The organism is Caballeronia grimmiae (genome assembly GCF_022879615.1).
In the GTDB taxonomy this organism is placed as follows: Bacteria; Pseudomonadota; Gammaproteobacteria; order Burkholderiales; family Burkholderiaceae; genus Caballeronia; species Caballeronia grimmiae.
In genome coordinates this window covers 1,292,568-1,309,662 of sequence record NZ_CP084271.1, presented here as the reverse complement: position 1 = coordinate 1,309,662, position 17,095 = coordinate 1,292,568, and the positions used below count along the sequence as shown (strand labels likewise).

General features: G+C 64.1%; 14 protein-coding genes. 2 read left to right on the top strand and 12 right to left on the bottom strand.

Annotation, left to right across the window (positions count from 1 at the left end; translation table 11 throughout):
- Positions 1-2: 2 nt before the first annotated feature.
- From bktB to LDZ21_RS06165, 9 genes are all read right to left on the bottom strand, one after another.
- A complete protein-coding gene (bktB, locus tag LDZ21_RS06205; RefSeq protein WP_244794633.1) occupies positions 3-1,187 on the bottom strand; it encodes a beta-ketothiolase BktB in 1,185 nt (394 codons plus the stop codon).
- A gap of 29 nt (positions 1,188-1,216) precedes the next feature.
- Positions 1,217-2,152, bottom strand: coding sequence for a sugar kinase (locus LDZ21_RS06200; RefSeq protein ID WP_244794632.1), 936 nt, complete (start codon positions 2,150-2,152; stop codon positions 1,217-1,219).
- A 3-nt stretch (positions 2,153-2,155) separates the two neighbouring features.
- Positions 2,156-3,493, bottom strand: coding sequence for a 30S ribosomal protein S12 methylthiotransferase RimO (gene rimO, locus LDZ21_RS06195; RefSeq protein ID WP_244794778.1), 1,338 nt, complete (start codon positions 3,491-3,493; stop codon positions 2,156-2,158).
- A gap of 839 nt (positions 3,494-4,332) precedes the next feature.
- Positions 4,333-4,905 (bottom strand): polyhydroxyalkanoate synthesis repressor PhaR, encoded by a 573-nt coding sequence (gene phaR, locus LDZ21_RS06190; RefSeq protein WP_244794631.1) that lies wholly within the window; start codon positions 4,903-4,905, stop codon positions 4,333-4,335.
- Between the two features lie 159 nt (positions 4,906-5,064).
- Positions 5,065-5,805 carry a 3-ketoacyl-ACP reductase gene (locus tag LDZ21_RS06185; protein ID WP_244794630.1) on the bottom strand — a complete coding sequence of 247 codons (741 nt, stop codon included), beginning with the start codon at positions 5,803-5,805 and terminating at the stop codon, positions 5,065-5,067.
- Positions 5,806-5,883: 78 nt separating this feature from the next.
- Positions 5,884-7,065: an acetyl-CoA C-acetyltransferase gene (locus tag LDZ21_RS06180; protein WP_244794629.1), complete on the bottom strand. Its 1,182-nt coding sequence runs from the start codon at positions 7,063-7,065 to the stop codon at positions 5,884-5,886.
- Between the two features lie 102 nt (positions 7,066-7,167).
- Positions 7,168-9,198: a class I poly(R)-hydroxyalkanoic acid synthase gene (gene phaC, locus LDZ21_RS06175; RefSeq protein ID WP_244794628.1), complete on the bottom strand. Its 2,031-nt coding sequence runs from the start codon at positions 9,196-9,198 to the stop codon at positions 7,168-7,170.
- A 291-nt stretch (positions 9,199-9,489) separates the two neighbouring features.
- Positions 9,490-10,326 carry a peptidoglycan editing factor PgeF gene (gene pgeF / locus LDZ21_RS06170; protein ID WP_244794627.1) on the bottom strand — a complete coding sequence of 279 codons (837 nt, stop codon included), beginning with the start codon at positions 10,324-10,326 and terminating at the stop codon, positions 9,490-9,492.
- Positions 10,323-11,498, bottom strand: coding sequence for an RluA family pseudouridine synthase (locus LDZ21_RS06165; protein WP_244794626.1), 1,176 nt, complete (start codon positions 11,496-11,498; stop codon positions 10,323-10,325). Before LDZ21_RS06165 ends, pgeF begins: the two co-directional genes overlap by 4 nt.
- A 227-nt stretch (positions 11,499-11,725) precedes the next feature.
- On the opposite strand from LDZ21_RS06165, the gene LDZ21_RS06160 reads away from it, so the two are divergent.
- Both LDZ21_RS06160 and LDZ21_RS06155 read left to right on the top strand, forming a co-directional pair.
- On the top strand, positions 11,726-12,559 hold the full coding sequence (locus LDZ21_RS06160; protein ID WP_035968314.1) for an outer membrane protein assembly factor BamD: 834 nt from the start codon (positions 11,726-11,728) through the stop codon (positions 12,557-12,559).
- A 180-nt stretch (positions 12,560-12,739) separates the two neighbouring features.
- The gene (locus tag LDZ21_RS06155) at positions 12,740-13,468 is read left to right on the top strand and encodes a transposase (protein WP_244794625.1); all 729 of its coding nucleotides are present in this window, start codon (positions 12,740-12,742) and stop codon (positions 13,466-13,468) included.
- On the opposite strand, the gene yoaA is transcribed toward LDZ21_RS06155, so the two are convergent.
- The 3 genes from yoaA to LDZ21_RS06140 all read right to left on the bottom strand — a co-directional run bounded on the left by yoaA (position 13,428) and on the right by LDZ21_RS06140 (position 16,917).
- Complete coding sequence (yoaA, locus tag LDZ21_RS06150; protein ID WP_244794624.1) at positions 13,428-15,656, bottom strand: DNA repair helicase YoaA; 2,229 nt, start codon at positions 15,654-15,656, stop codon at positions 13,428-13,430. The genes LDZ21_RS06155 and yoaA overlap by 41 nt on opposite strands.
- A 108-nt stretch (positions 15,657-15,764) precedes the next feature.
- A complete protein-coding gene (locus tag LDZ21_RS06145; RefSeq protein ID WP_035968308.1) occupies positions 15,765-15,986 on the bottom strand; it encodes a DUF465 domain-containing protein in 222 nt (73 codons plus the stop codon).
- Positions 15,987-16,125: 139 nt separating this feature from the next.
- Entirely contained in the window at positions 16,126-16,917 is a 792-nt protein-coding gene (locus tag LDZ21_RS06140; RefSeq protein WP_244794623.1) for a flotillin family protein, read from the bottom strand.
- Positions 16,918-17,095 lie beyond the last annotated feature (178 nt).

The following is a 17,095-nucleotide window of genomic DNA, read 5'->3' as shown; positions in this document are numbered from 1 at the left end:
CGTTAAATGCGCTCGAAGATCGCCGCGATGCCCTGCCCGCCGCCGATGCACATCGTCACCAGCGCATAGCGGCCGCCGATGCGTTGCAGTTCGTACAGCGCCTTCACGGTGATGAGCGCGCCCGTTGCGCCGATCGGATGGCCGAGCGAAATGCCCGAGCCGTTCGGATTGACCTTCGCGGGATCGAGTTTCAGTTCCTTCGTGACGGCGCAGGCTTGCGCGGCAAAGGCTTCGTTCGCTTCGATCACGTCGAGATCGTCGACGCTCAGGCCCGCGCGTTCCAGCACCTTCTGCGTCGCCGGCACGGGTCCGATGCCCATGATCTTCGGATCGACGCCCGCGTGCGCATACGCGACGAGCCGTGCGAGCGGCTGCAGGCCGCGCTTCTCCGCGACGCCCCGCTCCATCAGCACGACGGCCGCCGCCGCGTCGTTGATGCCGGATGCGTTGCCGGCGGTCACCGTGCCGTTCTCCTTCGCGAAGACCGGCCGGAGCTTGGCGAAGTCATCCGCCGTGGCGTTCATGCGAACGTGTTCGTCCTGGTCGAATACGGTATCGCCCTTCTTCGATGCGAGCGTGATCGGCAGAATCTGTTCCTTGAAATAGCCCGCCTCGATGGCCTTCGCCGCGCGGCGGTGCGATTCGAGCGCGAGCGCGTCCTGCGCCTCGCGCGTGATGCCGTACTTGTTCGCGACGTTTTCCGCGGTCACGCCCATGTGGATCTTGTCGAACGGATCGTTGAGCGCGCCGAGCATCATGTCGACGATGCGCGTATCGCCCATGCGCTGGCCGAAGCGCGCAGCCGGCATCAGATACGGCGCGCGGCTCATGCTTTCCGCGCCGCCGCCGATGGCGATATCGGCATCGCCCAACAGGATGGACTGCGACGCCGATATGATCGCCTGCAAGCCCGAGCCGCACAGCCGGTTCACCGTGAGCGCGGGCGCATCCTTCGTGACGCCGCCGTCCAGTGCGGCGACGCGCGCCAGATACATGTCGCGCGGCTCGGTCTGGATCACGTTGCCGAACACTACATGGCCGACTTCGTCGCCCGATACGCGCGCGCGCGAAAGCACTTCCCGCACGACGCGCGCGCCGAGATCGCCCGGCGTGAAGTCCTTCAGCGCGCCGCCAAAGTCGCCGATTGCCGTACGCACGCCGCTTGCCACCACCACTTCGCGCTTCATGTTGTCGTCTCCTGGTCTGTGTTCTCGGATTATCCGGCGAGCGCGCGTTCGACAGCCGCCCGGCCGGGAATGGGCGCGACCGCGCCGAAGCCTTGCGTCGATAATGCCGCCGCCACGTTCGCATAGTGCGCGGCGGTGAAAGGATCGTCGCCCGCGACGATGCGCGCGATGAACGCGCCGCCGAAGCAATCGCCTGCGCCGGTGGCATCGACCGCATTGACGACGCGGCCCGGCACCACCCGCCGCTCGGCGGGCGTCGCGATGTACGCGCCTTCCTTGCCGAGCTTCAACGCGACGACTTTCGGGCCGAGCGCGAGCAGCGCGTCGACGATGGCGTCCTTGTCGTCGAGACCGGTGAGCGCGGTGACGTCGTCGTAGCTCGGCAGGCAGATATCGGTCGCGCGGATCGTTTCGAGCATCACCGCGCGGGCCCGTGCAAGCGGCCACAGCTTCAGGCGCAGGTTCGTATCGAAACTGACCGCGACGCCGTTCGCGCGGGCGTGATCGATGGCGGCGAACGCGGCGTCGCACGCGGCAACGCCGATCGCGAGACTGATGCCCGACAGATGCACGACCTTCGCGCCCGCGATCATGTCGAGCGGCAATTCCGACGGCGCATAGCGGCTCGCCGCCGATCCCGCGCGCAAATAGTCGAAGCGATGCCCGCTCTCGCCATGCGATACGAAATAAACGCCGGTGGGCGCGTGCTGGTCGATGCGCACGGCGGAGGTATCGACGTTTTCCGCCCGCCACAGATCGAGCAGCAGTTGCCCGAAGTGATCGTTGCCGACGGCGGAGACGAAGCCGGTTGCCGCGTCTTGCCGCGCCGCCGCGATCAGGAAGTTGGAGACGTCGCCGCCGAAGCCTTGCAGATAGTTCGGCTCATTGCGCCTTGACTGATTGAACTCGATCATCGCCTCGCCGAGCGCGAGGATGGCTGGATGCTGCGGATTCTGCGGCGTCATCGTTTAGACCTCACCCCAGAGATCGTGGCCGTCGGCGCCGGTGATTTTCACGGAGACGAAATCGCCAGCCTTGTAACGCTTCGATGCCTTCGCCGGCGGCGCGATATACACGACGCCGTCGATTTCCGGCGCATCCGCACCCGTCCGGCCGACGCCGCCTTCGCCGCTCACTTCGTCAACGAGCACCTTCAGCGTCTTGCCGATCTTCTTTTTCATGCGCTTCGCCGACAGTTCCTCGGCCAGTTCCATGAAGCGCGCGCGGCGTTCCTCGCGCACTTCGTCGGGCAGCGCGCCGTCGAGTTCGTTGGCGGTTGCGCCTTCGACCGGCGAATACGCGAAGCAGCCGATGCGGTCCAGATCCGCTTCCTTGATGAAGTCGAGCAGCGTCTGAAACTGCTCTTCGGTCTCGCCGGGAAAGCCGGCGATGAACGTGCTGCGGATCGTGAGATCGGGGCAGATGGCCCGCCACGCCTTCACGCGCTCGAGCACCTTCTCGGCGTTGGCCGGGCGCTTCATGCGCTTCAGCACTTCGGGATGCGCGTGCTGGAACGGCACGTCGAGATACGGCAGCACGTGACCTTTGAACGGGCCTTCGGCCATCATCGGAATGACTTCATCGACGCTCGGATACGGATAGACATAGTGCAGCCGCACCCATGCGCCGTATTGCGCGGCCAGTTCGCCGAGCGCGCCGACCAGTTCGGTCATGCGTGTCTTGAGCGGCTTGCCGTTCCAGAAGCCGGTGCGGTATTTGACGTCGACGCCATAGGCGCTCGTGTCCTGCGAGATGACGAGGAGTTCCTTGACGCCGGACTTGAAGAGATTCTCCGCTTCGAGCATGACTTCGGCGATGGGCCGCGAGACGAGATCGCCGCGCATCGAAGGGATGATGCAGAACGAGCAGCGATGGTTGCAGCCTTCGGAAATCTTCAGATACGCGTAGTGACGCGGCGTGAGCTTGATGCCGGCGGGCGGCACGAGATCGACGAACGGATCGTGCGGCCTGGGCAGATGCGTGTGCACTGCGTTCATCACTTCGTTGGTGGCGTGCGGGCCGGTGACGGCGAGCACTTTCGGATGCACTTCCTCGATGAGCCCGGTGCCGCTTGCGCTTTTCTTTGCGCCGAGGCAGCCGGTGACGATGACCTTGCCGTTTTCGCTGAGCGCTTCGCCGATGGCGTCGAGGCTTTCCTGGACCGCTTCGTCGATGAAGCCGCAGGTGTTGACGACGACGAGATCGGCGCCGTCGTATGTGCCGGAGATTTCGTAACCTTCGGCGCGGAGTTGGGTGATGATCTGCTCGGAATCGACGAGGGCTTTGGGGCAGCCGAGGCTGACCATGCCGATTTTGGGCGCTGGCGCGGTGGAGGTAGGCTTGACTGGAGTATTCACGGGATATTCGGGGAGAGGCACGGTTGCGGGCGTGCATGCCGCTCGGGTTGCGGCGAATTCGCTATTTTAACCGCAATGGGTTGGCGGCTTTCGCGGTGGTTCGGTCGTACTTCCGCGGTGCTTTTACGGCTGTCGGCAGTCTTGTTCGGCAGCCGCCTGCTCGGCGAGGATGAATTACTTAGCTGTCGACTGAGTTGGCGCTTCAGCGTCTTACTTTGGTCCATGCGGAAAGAGCGGCTTCGGGTCCGACGCACTGATCTGAGCGGGCACGCTGTAGAGCAGCGTTGACACTGAGCTTGTGTACAGCCTCGGATCAGCATCCGCGCCGGCCGCGCGGTACTGTGCTCGGCGTCCTTTGGCTCGACAAAACCATCTGTGCGCGAATAGGCGTAACGGACGCGAGGACGGCACCTTAAAGATTGACTCGGGAAACGAACATCGCTCGGGGACGCGGCGAGCCGCCGGTGTTTTCTCGTCGCGACACTGGAATGTCCCACTGGTGTTAACGAGCCAACGGGCTCGGAGGACGTGGCGCTCAGCGGGCGCGGAAGGTGATTCAAGGCTGTCGGCAAGCTGAGTGCCACCGACGTTCTACGAAGTGGCTACACCGGTCAGTCCGTCGGGCGAAAAAAGCTGCTTTCTTTGGTTACTTTCTTCGCATGGGACCGGAGTAAGGCGCTGAAGCGCCAACTCTCGTCGACAGCCAAGAAAGTGACCCCGCCCCGGGGAGGGGCGCACTAATGAACCGACACGAAACGAAAACACCCAAGCGAGAGCAAGAAAAACCCTTACTTCTTCTCCCCCGGCGCCTGCTGCCCAGGAAACGGAAACGTATTGAACATCGACTTCGCCTGACTCTGCATCTGCTCCTGCATCTGCACGAACATATTCTTCGACTGCTCGATGTAGTTGGTCATCATCCCCTGCATCATCGGCGCCTGCATGTTCATGAACTGCGACCAGACTTCCGGATTCAGCGCATTGCCGTCATAAATGCCCTTGCTCTGCTCGGAGAGCTTCTGCTGGATATCGATGAACGCCTGAATATTTTTCTCCAGGTACGTGCCCATCATGCCCTGCATCGCATGCCCGTAAAAACGGATGATCTGCGAGAGCATCACCGATGAAAACATCGGCAACCCGCCGCTCTCCTCTTCGAGAATGATCTGCAGAAGGATGCTGCGCGTCAGGTCGTCGTTGGACTTCGCATCGAGCACCTTGAACTCTTCCTGATCGAGCACGAGCTGCTTCACATCCGACAACGTGATGTAGGTGCTCGTCTCCGTGTCATACAGCCGGCGATTCGGATATTTTTTTATCAGCCGCTCGGCGGATTTCTTTGTAGTAGTAGGGGTGGTCATTGAACGCCTTTAAACGCAAGACTTTACTGCGATGGCAGCAGGCATGTCTTGCGTTGTCGCAAAAAAGCGTTGCTGCTGGGTCGCCGCGTCATTGATATATCCGGCAAGCGCGGCCAGCCGGACAGGCGCCCCGGGCGCCCGGCCGGCCGCCGCCGCCCGTCAGCCCATGTGCAAGCCACCGTTGAGCGAAAAGTCCGCGCCGGTGGAAAAGCCTGATTCCTCCGAAGCCAGCCACGCCACGATCGAGCCGATCTCGTCCGGCGTGCCCAGACGTCGAACAGGAATGGTCGCCACGATCTTCTCCAGCACTTCAGGACGAATGGACTTCACCATGTCCGTGCCGATATAGCCCGGCGACACCGTGTTGACCGTCACGCCCTTGGTCGCCACTTCCTGCGCCAGCGCCATCGTGAAGCCGTGAATGCCGGCCTTCGCAGTCGAATAGTTCGTCTGGCCAAACTGGCCTTTCTGCCCGTTCACCGACGAAATATTGATGATGCGGCCGAAGCCGCGCTCCACCATGCCGTCGATCACCTGCTTGGTCACGTTGAAGAGACTCGTCAGGTTCGTGTCGATGACCGCCGTCCAGTCTTCGTGCGTCATCTTGCGGAACACCACGTCGCGCGTAATGCCTGCGTTGTTCACGAGCACGTCGACCTCGCCGACTTCGGCCTTGACCTTCTCGAACGCGGCCTTGGTCGAATCCCAATCGCCGACATTGCCTTCCGACGCGATGAAGTCGAAACCGAGCGCCTTCTGTTCTTCGAGCCATTTCACGCGGCGCGGAGAATTCGGACCGCAGCCCGCGACGACCGTGAAGCCATCCTTATGCAGACGCTGGCAAATGCTCGTGCCGATGCCGCCCATGCCGCCCGTTACATACGCTATGCGCTTCGTCATTCCCGACTCCCTTTTCGTTATGCGGGCCGCGCCTGACCGCGCCGCCCGCTTCGCTCGTCTCCGTGCCGCCGACGCGCCTTACAGACGCTCGACCGCCAGCGCGACGCCCATGCCGCCGCCGATGCACAGCGACGCCAGGCCCTTCTTCGCATCGCGCTTCTGCATCTCGTGCAGCAGCGTGACCAGAATGCGGCAGCCCGATGCGCCGATCGGATGACCGATCGCAATCGCCCCGCCGTTCACGTTGATCTTCGACTGGTCCCAGCCCATCTGCTTGTGCACGGCCAGCGCCTGCGCCGCGAACGCCTCGTTGATCTCCATCAGGTCCAGATCGTTCACACCCCAGCCCGCGCGCTCCAGACAGCGCCTCGAGGCCGGCACCGGACCCATGCCCATCACCTTCGGATCGACGCCCGCGTTCGCGTACGCCTTGATTCGCGCCAGCGGCGTCAAGCCCAGCGCCTCGGCCTTCTTCGCCGACATCACGACGACCGCGGCCGCGCCATCGTTGATGCCCGACGCGTTCGCCGCCGTCACCGTGCCTTCCTTCGAGAACGCCGGCTTCAGGCCCGCGAGCGCCTCGGCCGTCACGCCGTGACGCACGAACTCGTCGGTGGTGAACTGCAGCGGCTCGCCTTTGCGCTGCGGAATCGCGATCGGCACGATCTCGTCGTTGAAACGGCCGGCCTTTTGCGCGGCTTCCGCCTTGTTTTGCGACAGCGCCGCGAACTTGTCCTGTTCCTCCCGCGAGATGCCGTACTCGCGCGCGACGTTCTCCGCCGTCGTGCCCATGTGATAGTTGTTGTACACGTCCCAGAGGCCATCGACGACCATCGAGTCGATGAGCTTCGCATCGCCCATGCGGAAGCCGTCGCGCGAGCCCGGCAGCACGTGCGGCGCGGCGCTCATGTTCTCCTGACCGCCCGCGACGACGATCTCGGCATCGCCCGCGATGATCGCGTTGGCCGCCAGCATCACCGCTTTCAGGCCCGAGCCGCAGACCTTGTTGATCGTCATGCCGGGAACCATTTCGGGCAGGCCGGCCTTGATCACCGACTGACGGGCCGGATTCTGACCCGACCCCGCCGTCAACACCTGACCCATGATGACTTCGCTCACCTGCTCCGGCTTCACGCCCGCGCGCTCCAGCACCGCGCGAATCACCGTTGCACCCAGATCCGGCGCCGCAATCTTCGCGAGCGAACCGCCGAACTTGCCAACCGCCGTACGCGCGGCCGATACGATCACTACGTCAGTCATTTCAGTTTCCTTTGGCATCGCATGTTAATGCCGTTTCGTGAGTGCCTATGCGGTCTCGCGCACAGTCGCCATTTCGCCCCGGGTTGTCGTCTCAAGCACCGCTCAACTGTCACGCTCCATCACGTAGCGCCCGGGCGCCGGTTCGATCACCGGATACGCCTTCGAACCGAGCGACGCAGCCGGCTTCACCTGCTCGCCGGCATTCGCGGCGAGCCATTGCGTCCACGTCGGCCACCAGCTTCCGGGATGCTCGCTCGCGGCTTCGAACCACGCATCGGGATCGTTCGGGAGGCGGCCGTTCGCGTTGTCGAGCATCCAGAAATTGCGCTTGTTCTTCGACGGCGGATTGATCACGCCCGCAATATGCCCCGATGCGCCGAGCACGAACGTCTGCGGTCCCGACAGAATCGGCGCGGAAGCATACGCCGATTTCCACGGCACGATATGGTCCTCGCGCGAACCGTAGATGAAGGTCGGCAGGTCGAGCGTCGTGAGGTCGATGGCTTGCCCGCACACGGTCAGCGCGCCCGGCTCGCGGAGCTTGTTCTCCAGATACGTGTTGCGCAGATACCAGACGGACATGGGGCCCGGCAGGTTCGTCGAGTCGCTGTTCCAGAAGAGCAGATCGAACGCTTGCGGCGTGCGGCCCTTCAGGTAATTGTCGACGACGTAATTCCACACGAGATCGTTCGGCCGCAGATACGAGAACGTGTTGGCGAACTCGATGCCGCGCATCAGCCCCGCCGGCGCGCCGTTCTTGCCGCCGATGGCCTGTTCGCGCATCTGCACGTGCGCCTCGTCGACGAAGACATCGAGCACGCCCGTGTCGGAGAAGTCGAGCATCGAGGTGAGCAGCGTCATCGATGCGGCCGGCTCGTTGCCGCGCGCCTTCTCCACCGCGAGCGCCGTCGCGAGCATCGTCCCGCCGATGCAGAAGCCGAGCGTGTTGATCTTGTCCGCGCCGCTGATGTCCTTCACGACGGCCATCGTCTCGATCACGCCCTGCTGCACGTAGTCGTCCCACGTCTTGTGGGCGATCGACTGATCCGCATTGCGCCACGACAGGATGAACACCTGCTGTCCCGATTCGAGCGCATGGCGCACGAGCGAGCCTTCCGGCGACAGATCGAGGATATAAAACTTGTTGATGCAGGGCGGCACGATCAGCAGCGGCCGTGCATGGACCTTCGGCGCTAGCGGCTTGTACTGGATCAGTTGCACGAGTTCGTTCTCGTACACCACCGCGCCTTCGGTCGTCGCAATGTTCTTGCCGACCTTGAAGCCCGATTCGTCCGACTGCGAAATCTTGCCGCGCTGCATGTCGCCGAGCAGGTTCAACATGCCCTGACGCAGGCTCTCGCCCTTGCTTTCGATGAGCGCCTTCTGCGCTTCCGGATTGAGCGCAAGGAAGTTGCTCGGCGCGGCCATCGCGGCCCATTGCTGCACGGTGAAGCGAATGCGCTCGCGGGTTTTCGGATCGCTCTGGATCGCGTCGGCCAGTTCCTGCAGATAGCGCGCATTCAGCAGATACCACGCAGCCGTGAACGCGAATGCCGGCGTGGCTTGCCACGCGGTGTCCTTGAAGCGGCGGTCCTTCAGCGCGGCGGCGTCGATGTTCTGCTCGCTCGCCTGCTTGAGCAGCTCGGTCACGTCGCGCGTGTAATCGCTTTGCAGTTGATGCAGACGTTCCGGCGCGATCGCTGCCGTCGGAATCTTCGGCAAAGTGGGCAGGCCCTGCATCGCCGCGCCGAAGCCCGGCATGCTGCTCGCCAGCTTGGCGAATTCCGCGAGTCCGTTCATCTTCGTGATGTCCGGCATCTGCGGCATCTGCGGCATGTTCGCGATGGTCGGAAACGCGGCGGCCAGGCCGTTCGTCAATCCGCCCAGTCCCGGGAACGGCAAGGCGCCCAGTCCCGGCATGACCGGCTTCCCGGCGTTCGCCGCAAACGCGCTCGCCGCCTGATTCGTCTGTTCAGTGAGTTTGACCCATTGACCGGGATCGGCCACGGTTCGCCATGCGTTGAGCCATTGCTCGAAGGCCTGCTGCACGCCGGTCATATCGGCTGGAGATTGCGCCGGGGTGCTGTCGGCCGTGCTGGAGCGGGAAGATGAAGAAGAAGTTTTGGAAGCCATACCCGCCTTTGACCTCTGAGTCTCGCAAGACTGATTGTGATGCAGGCATTGCCGGGCTTTCCCTGACCAGCGCGCAAGTATTGATGCGCCTTAATTGCGCGTGGCAAGAGTGCCTTGCTACGCCGTGCCCGATTGAATGAATTCCGGGAACATTCTTGCTCTTGGGTGTCGAGCATGTCAATGCTTCGTCCCGATTTTGCCGCAGTGCGATATTTTTATAATTATCGTTTTCCCCCATGAAAGAAAAGGCTTCGCCATGGGGGTTGAAATCGCGATTGAAGCGCGGACAGATTAATCGGCGAGCCAGATCATGGCGGCCATGCGGCCCGTCACCCGATCTCGACGATATGAATAAAAGCGCGCGCTTTCCGTCACCGTGCAATGCGCGCCGCCATGAATGCGCGTGGCGTCGATGCCGATATCGGCGAGTCGCAGGCGCGCGAGTGCGTAGATGTCAGCGAGATACTTGTTCTCGCTGCCGGTTGGCCGGAAAGCAGCCGCCGTTGCATCGCGACGGTCCGCAGCGGACGCAGCGGCGAACGCTTCCAGCACGTCCTCTCCGACTTCGAAAGCCGCAGGACCAATGGCCGGTCCGAGATAAGCGTTCAGTTTCGATGCCGGCGCGCCCGCCAGCGCCTCAACCCGCTCGCCCGTCTTTTCGATGATGCCCGCCGCCAGTCCGCGCCAGCCCGCATGCGCGGCGCCGACCGCGCGGCCGTCGTCGTCGGAGAAGAGCACGGGCAGGCAATCGGCGGTCATCACGACGCACACGATGCCCGCGCGGTCGGTCACGCTTGCATCGGCATTGACGGGGCCGCTCGCGCCGATGACCGCGTGAGCGTCCTCGACCTGCGTGCCGTGCACTTGCTGAAGCCACGCGGCATCTCGCGCACCGGTGAGCGCGAGCGCACGGCGGCGGTTCTCGCGCACCGCGTCGGGCGCGTCGCCGGTCGACAGGCCCAGATTCAGCCCGCCCGCGTCAGGCGCGCCGCCGTCGTAAGGCGCGGCGCTGACGCCGCCCGCCCGCGTCGTCACGAATGCGCGAACGCGCGGCGACACGCGCCATTGCGGCCACAGACAGTGCTGCGGATCGAGTGCGGGCGCTTCGCCGGTGCGTGAATCGATCATGCTTCGTCGTCCTCGTAATCGTCGTCTTCGTCCCAGTCGCCTTCGTCCCCGCCCACCTCGTAGACTTCGACGAAGTCCTCGTCTTCGTCCAGCTCGATATCCTCGTCGCGCCCGAAGCCGAGTTCCGCTGCGAGCGTCGACATATCGTCGGGCACGTCCGCGCGCCAGTGCACGTCCTTGCCCGTCAGCGGATGAACCAGCCCGAGGCGCCACGCATGCAGCGCCTGCCGCGCGAAGCCGTTCGGCAGCGGCGTCACCGAACGCCTGCCGCGCACGTGACCGTAGACAGGATCGCCCAGCAGCGGATGCCCCGCATGCGCGCAATGCACGCGAATCTGATGGGTGCGGCCGGTTTCGAGATCGCAATGGATCGCGCTTACGGGCTGGCCGTTCCAGACCGCCCGGTCGATGGTGCGAAAGTGCGTGCGCGCGTGCTTGCCCGCCGCGCTCTGGACGACGGCCATGCGCGTGCGCTCGCGCGGATCGCGGCCGATGGGCGCGTCGATCGTGCCTTCATCGCGCATGTTGCCCCAGACGAACGCGACGTAGCGGCGCTTCACCGTGCGCGCCTGCAACTGGCGCACGAGATCGGTCTGCGCTTCCAGCGTGCGCGCGACGACCATCAGTCCCGACGTCTCCTTGTCCAGACGATGCACGATGCCCGCGCGCGGCAGGCCAATCGCCGCGTCGCCGTATCGATGGAGCAGGCCGTTCAGGAGCGTGCCGCTCCAGTTGCCGGCCGCCGGATGCACGACCATGCCCGCCGGCTTGTTGATGACGACGAGCGCGTCGTCTTCGTAGACGATATGCAGCGGCACCGGCTCCGGCGTGAACGCCAGTTGTTCCGGCAGCAGGTCGGGCACGAGCGAAATTGTCGCGCCGAGCGGCACCGACTGGCGCACTTTGGCGCTCGCGCCGTCGACGAGCACGCGGCCTTCCTCGATCCAGCCCTGCAAGCGGCTGCGCGAGAATTCCGGGAAGACTTTGGCCAGCACCTTGTCGAGCCGGTCGCCCGCGAGTTCGTCGGGAACGTGCGCGGTGCGCACGTCGGCGGACGATGCAGCCGGGTCCTTTGCCTGCGGCGATTGCGGCGAAGCTGCGTCGTCGGCCGTATCGCATCGGCTATAATCTTTGAGTTGGTCTTTGGTACGACGAGTACTTGAGCGGGTCATTTGAAGAAGATTAACGGGAAGTACGCGAGGAGCGGCCGGTGGTGATGCGATGAAGTAAAACGTCATCGTCCAGTCTGCGAGCCGCCCGTGCTTCGACGTTGCGGACCGGGAAGCATCGCGGTCGACCGAACGGCACGCCGCGCGGAAGAGACTGCACCGGGGTCACAGCTGAACACAGCTGGAAAGAGCCAGTAATAGCCAGTTTTAGCCAGGATAAGCAAGCACTGATGCGAGCCTTCAACACCATTCATCAATCGATGCGGCAATCGATCAAGTATCTGGCGCTGGCCGCGAGCGTCGCCATCGTCACGGCCTGTCACGGCTTGCCCGAGAAGACGGACGAAACCGCACTCTGGAATAACAACAAATTATATACGGAGGCCCAGGACGCGCTGTCGGGCAGCGACTGGGGCAAGTGCGCCAAGTACTTCGAGGCACTCGAAGGGCGCGATCCGTTCGGTCACTTCGCGCAGCAGGCGCAGATCAACGTCGCGTACTGCAACTGGAAGGACGGCGAAACCGCCTCGGCCGACCAGGCCATCGACCGCTTCATCCGGCTGCATCCGGATCACCCTGAGATCTCGTACGCGTACTATCTGAAGGGCATGATCCACTTCAACGACGACCTCGGTCTCTTTGGCCGCTTCTCCGGTCAGGACATGAGCGAGCGCGATCCGAAATCGCTGCGGGAGTCGTATGACGCGTTCAAGGTCGTCGTCGACAAATATCCGCAAAGCAAGTATGCGCCGGACGCCGCACAGCGCATGCGCTACATCGTGAATGCGCTCGCCTCGCATGAAGTGCACGCGGCCAATTATTACTACCGCCGGGGCGCGTATGTCGCGGCTATCAACCGCGCGCAGCTCGCCATCCGCGAATACAAGAATGCGCCCGCGACGGAAGAAGCGCTGCACATCATGATGCTGTCGTATCAACGGCTCGACCAGCCGCAACTCGCCGACGACACCAAGCGCGTGCTCGCCGCGACGTTCCCGGACAGCCCGTACGTCACCGGGAAGGCCCGCGCAGGCGCCGAGAAGCCCTGGTATCAGATCTGGTAATGTTCACCGAGCGGCCGGCGCAGTGCGTCGGCCTTTCGACAAGGGGCGTCTCGGACGCCCTATTTTTTCGCTTAAATTTTTGCTTTTTGGCAACAAAATTTAGCAATCCTGATATCACGGTCAGGCATCGAAGCGGTACTGCGCGCCGCCTGAGCGTGACAGACTATGAAAGAGATCAGCATGGCGCTATCCCCCATCCGGGACGAAACAGTTCCGGCGACGCAATTCAGGCGCACTCAGCGCGACGAATTTCTCGACACGATGGACCTGCTGCTCCCGTGGCCGCGCCTGTGCGCCATCGTCGAGCAGCATGGGCGCGACGGCGACGAGCCGTTTCCCGCGAGCATCGAACGCATGTTGCGCGTTTGTTTTATTCAGAACTGGTTCGGACTGTCGGACCGTGCTTGCGAGGACGCGCTCATCGACAGCATCGCGTTTCGACGCTTCGCGCGCATCGGCATCGACATCGATGGAGAACGCACCGTTGCGCCCGATGCGCAGGCCATCCACCGCTTCCGCAGCGTGCTTCAGTCGCAGCAATCGGCGGCGGCGCTGCTGGCCGAAGTGAACGGCGTGCTGGCGGCGAACGGCATTCGCATCAAGGCCGGCGCGATCAGCAACGCGCGCATCGTCGCGAATCTTTCATCGAACGCGGATGACGCGAGCGAGCGCGCGGCAGCCGGCAACGCGCCAAGTTCGTCACAAGACACGCGGAGTTATGGCGGCGCATACGGCAGCCAGTCGGTGCGCGTCAGGCAGGCGCCCGCGCGCGGGCCAGCGGCAGCGGCAGCGGCAGCGGCAGCGGCAGCCGACGCCGACGCTCGGATCGCCCGGGCGATCGCGAACATCGAACGCATCGGCAACTTCGCTAGTCGGCCAGTTCCACAGTCGAGCTCGGCGAATCACTGAAAAACGCGCGGACGACATCGAGTTCGCGCGTGCGCTTGAACGGCGGCAGACTCTGCCAGATGCGGCGGCCATAGGGCTTGTCGACGAGGCGCGTGTCGCAGATCATCAGCACGCCGCGATCCGTTTCGGCGCGGATCAGACGGCCAGCGCCCTGCTTCAGCGTGATGACCGCCTGCGGCAACTGATGCACCGCGAACGGGCTCAGCCCTTTCTTCGTGAGCGCGTCGAGCCGGGCGGCCAGCACGGGGTCGTCGGGCGGCGCGAACGGCAATTTGTCGATGACGACGAGCGACAGCGCATCGCCTCTCACATCGACGCCTTCCCAGAAGCTCTGGCTGCCGACGAGGATCGCGTTCCCATACGCGCGAAAACGATCGAGCAGTTCGGTGCGGCTCGCATCGCCTTGCACGAGCAGCGGGTTGCCCCAGCCGCGCCGATCGATCACATCGCGCAGACGCGACGCGATGCGATCCACCGCGCGCAGCGTCGTGCACAACACGAACACACCGCCGCCCGCCGCCTCGATCACCGGCAACGCGGCTTCGAAGACGGCGTCGGTGAACTGCGGCGACGACGGCTGTGGCAGATTGCGCGGCACGTACAGAAGCCCTTGCGAGGGGTAATCGAAAGGGCTCGGGAGCGTCATCGAGCGCCGGGCGTTGAGCCCCATCTGCGCCGCGTAGTGCGTGAAGTCGCCGCGCACCGACAGCGTCGCCGACGTGAAGATCCACGCACGCGGCACACCGGCGCGCTGCTTCGCGAAGATCGGCGCGACCGACAGCGGCGTCTCGTGCAACTGAACCGTGTGCGAGAACACTTCGATCCAGCGCACCATCTCGTTCGGCTCGTCCTTCGCGGCTTCCTTCGCGATATCTTCGTCTTCCACGACGGCGCGCTCCAGCGGCGTCGGCGGCGTGGTCCAGCCCGCAAGCTGGTCCTGCAACTCGCGCGCGCGGCGCACCAGCGCCTGCAGCGATTCCGCCCGCTCCCCATGCGACGACAGCGCCGCCGCGAGGGCGTCGAGATGCGTTTCGAGCGTATCCAGCGCGTCGAAGAGCGGATGGCCGTCGGGAAGCTGACCGAGCGAGAAGCGCGCCGAATCTTCCTTGAACGCGAGCCGCAGGTCACGCGCGGCGCGTTCGAGCGCGGCGCCGAGTTTGGTCCAGTCGGCGGCGTCGCGCGCGTGGCTCAAACCTTCGGCGACGGTATCGCGCGCCAGTTCCAGAAGTTGCGTGGTCGAAAGCGTGTCACCGAAGAAGAGCGTCGCGGTTTCGGGAAGCTGATGCGCTTCGTCGAAGATGATCGTGTTGGCCATCGGCAAGAGTTCGGCCATGCCCGTGTCGCGCAGCATCACATCGGCGAAAAACAGATGGTGATTCACCACGACGACGTCCGCCTGCTGCGCCTCCTTGCGCGCCTGCATCACGAAGCAGTCCTTGTAATGCGGGCATTCCTGGCCCAGACAGTTGTCGCGCGTGGACGTGACCATCGGCCAGACGGGCGAATTTTCGGGCACGCTTGCGAGTTCGGCCTTGTCGCCGGTGCGCGTGATCTTCGCGAAACGGACGATCTCCTGCAGATGCGACGTGTCCTGCCGCGACGGCAGGCGGCCGTTGTCCGCGGTGCGCTCCAGATAGTAGTGGCAGAGGTAGTTCGCGCGGCCTTTGAGCATCGCCACCGATACGGGCACGGCGAGCGCGTCGCGCACCGTCGGGATATCGCGTTGAAAAAGCTGGTCCTGCAGATGCTTCGTCCCGGTCGAGACGATGACCTTGCCGCCCCATAGCATGGCCGGGACGAGATACGCGTAGGTCTTGCCGGTGCCGGTTCCCGCTTCGACGATCAGCGTATTCTCGCCGCCGTCGATGGCCGCTTTCGCGGTCGCGATGCCGACGTCGTCGGTGGGCGGCTCGTCGGGCGCGTACGGCTTGTCCGATGGCCCCAGCTTGCGTGCGGGGCGGCGCTGCGCTTCGAACATCGCGGGCTCGGGCATCGCGCGGCCGGACGCTTCCATCGCGGCGGCGACGGAGCGCGCCATCTCGATCTGCGATGCACGCGACCGATAGCCGTCGATGGCCCGTGCGAGCAGGCCATCGGCGGAGAAGATCGCATCGAGTTCGACGCGGCGCTTGTCCGACAGCGCGAACGGCGTGCTCGCGGAGTCGGAGGTAGGGACGGGAGAGTTCAAAGGGAGCTCGATTCTGCGTATTCTGCGGGTTTCGTGCGATGCGGCGCACCGCCGGCGGGGCGAGCCGCCGGTGAACACGCGACTACTGCAACTGCACCGCGCGAGCGGTCAGTGCGGGTCGGTGTCCAGCTGCAATTGCAGCAGAAGTATGGTGTCCTTGACCTTGAGCTTGCGCTTTTTGAGGCGGCGCAATTCGAGATCGTCGATACCTGACAGTTTCTCGATGAGCGTGTCCAGGCCGTGATGCTCTTCCTGCAATTGCGCGATGCGATCGCGGATCAGAGCGGCATCCGCGGCGGTTTGTCGGGGTGCGTTCAAGCGCTGCTGCATCCTCGCCTCCTGTCGACCGGAGTTGGCGCTTTAGCGCCTTACTCCGGTCCCATGCAAAGCTGTCGACCACAGTTGGCGCTTTAGCGCCTTACTGTGGTCCCATGCAAGGCCGTCGACCACCGCGCCGCGCCGTGCGGCGCTACTTGCCCTGCTGCTGCTGTTGCTGCTTCAACTGATCCTGCCGCTGCTGTTCCTGCTGCGCTTGCTGTGCCTTTTCCTGCTGCTTACGCGCAGCTTCCTTCTGGCGCGCGTCCACTTCAGCGCGATGCTGCGCGGCTTCCTGCTGTTTCTGCTCGTAACGCTGCGCCTTCTGCTCGCGCTCCTGCGCTTCAGCGACACCGCGCGCGCGGGCTTCATCCAGCTTCTTCTGGTAGTCCGCCTGCTTGCGGTCGTACGCTGCCTGATTGGCCGTGCGCTGCGGCGCCTCGGCGTCGCGCTGCGCGGCGGCGAGCGCATTCTGGCGCTGCTTGTCCTCGTACGCCTGCTGATTCGACTTCTCGTTGGCCGCGCGCTGCGGCGCCTCGGCTTCGTACTGCGCCTGCTTCAACCCGGTCTGGCGATCGCGCTCTTTCGCGCGTTCCGCACGCTGCTCGTCGTCGAGTGCGAGTTGTTCCTGGCGGATCTGCTGACGCGCTTCCCGCATTTCAGTGCGTGCATTGTCGAGGCAGTGGTTGACGAAGAACTTGCTGTAGCAGTCGTGCTGCTTCACGCCATAGCGATAATCGTTCTCCGATGTCCGCTTGTCGAGCGCCTTCTGGCGCTTGTCGTAGCCGGCACGAAGCGCCTCGTCCGTGCTGCCTGCGTCGCTCGAAGCGGCGTCGAGCGGCTGCGTGCTCACGGCGGTCGTCGGATCGATCGGCCTGGCCGTCTGCGCGATTCCCGGCTGCGATGCGAGCGCCAGAAGCACGCCTATCGACGATACGCCCAGCATAATCGGCGAGGCCTTTGAAAAGCGAAAGTTGAGCAAATTGATGAACGGCAACGTGATAAGGAATCAGGTGCGCGAAGGGAAAAACAGGGCTTGCGCGATCCCGAAATTCTATCACCGCCCGCCGGAGCGCTCCGGCATTTATGGCAAAATGCCCTGCTCCAGCAACCCGGCCCATCGC

What these genes read in the sequence shown, in the direction of transcription:
- phaC (WP_244794628.1), bottom strand. Translation starts at nt 9,198, where the DNA reads ATGGCTTCCAAAACTTCTTCTTCATCTTCCCGCTCCAGCACGGCCGAC.
- LDZ21_RS06165 (WP_244794626.1), bottom strand. Translation starts at nt 11,498, where the DNA reads ATGACCCGCTCAAGTACTCGTCGTACCAAAGACCAACTCAAAGATTAT.
- rimO (WP_244794778.1), bottom strand. Translation starts at nt 3,493, where the DNA reads ATGGTCAGCCTCGGCTGCCCCAAAGCCCTCGTCGATTCCGAGCAGATC.
- LDZ21_RS06200 (WP_244794632.1), bottom strand. Translation starts at nt 2,152, where the DNA reads ATGACGCCGCAGAATCCGCAGCATCCAGCCATCCTCGCGCTCGGCGAG.
- LDZ21_RS06140 (WP_244794623.1), bottom strand. Translation starts at nt 16,917, where the DNA reads ATGCTGGGCGTATCGTCGATAGGCGTGCTTCTGGCGCTCGCATCGCAG.
- LDZ21_RS06160 (WP_035968314.1), top strand. Translation starts at nt 11,726, where the DNA reads ATGCGAGCCTTCAACACCATTCATCAATCGATGCGGCAATCGATCAAG.
- LDZ21_RS06145 (WP_035968308.1), bottom strand. Translation starts at nt 15,986, where the DNA reads ATGCAGCAGCGCTTGAACGCACCCCGACAAACCGCCGCGGATGCCGCT.
- LDZ21_RS06185 (WP_244794630.1), bottom strand. Translation starts at nt 5,805, where the DNA reads ATGACGAAGCGCATAGCGTATGTAACGGGCGGCATGGGCGGCATCGGC.
- bktB (WP_244794633.1), bottom strand. Translation starts at nt 1,187, where the DNA reads ATGAAGCGCGAAGTGGTGGTGGCAAGCGGCGTGCGTACGGCAATCGGC.
- LDZ21_RS06180 (WP_244794629.1), bottom strand. Translation starts at nt 7,065, where the DNA reads ATGACTGACGTAGTGATCGTATCGGCCGCGCGTACGGCGGTTGGCAAG.
- pgeF (WP_244794627.1), bottom strand. Translation starts at nt 10,326, where the DNA reads ATGATCGATTCACGCACCGGCGAAGCGCCCGCACTCGATCCGCAGCAC.
- LDZ21_RS06155 (WP_244794625.1), top strand. Translation starts at nt 12,740, where the DNA reads ATGGCGCTATCCCCCATCCGGGACGAAACAGTTCCGGCGACGCAATTC.
- phaR (WP_244794631.1), bottom strand. Translation starts at nt 4,905, where the DNA reads ATGACCACCCCTACTACTACAAAGAAATCCGCCGAGCGGCTGATAAAA.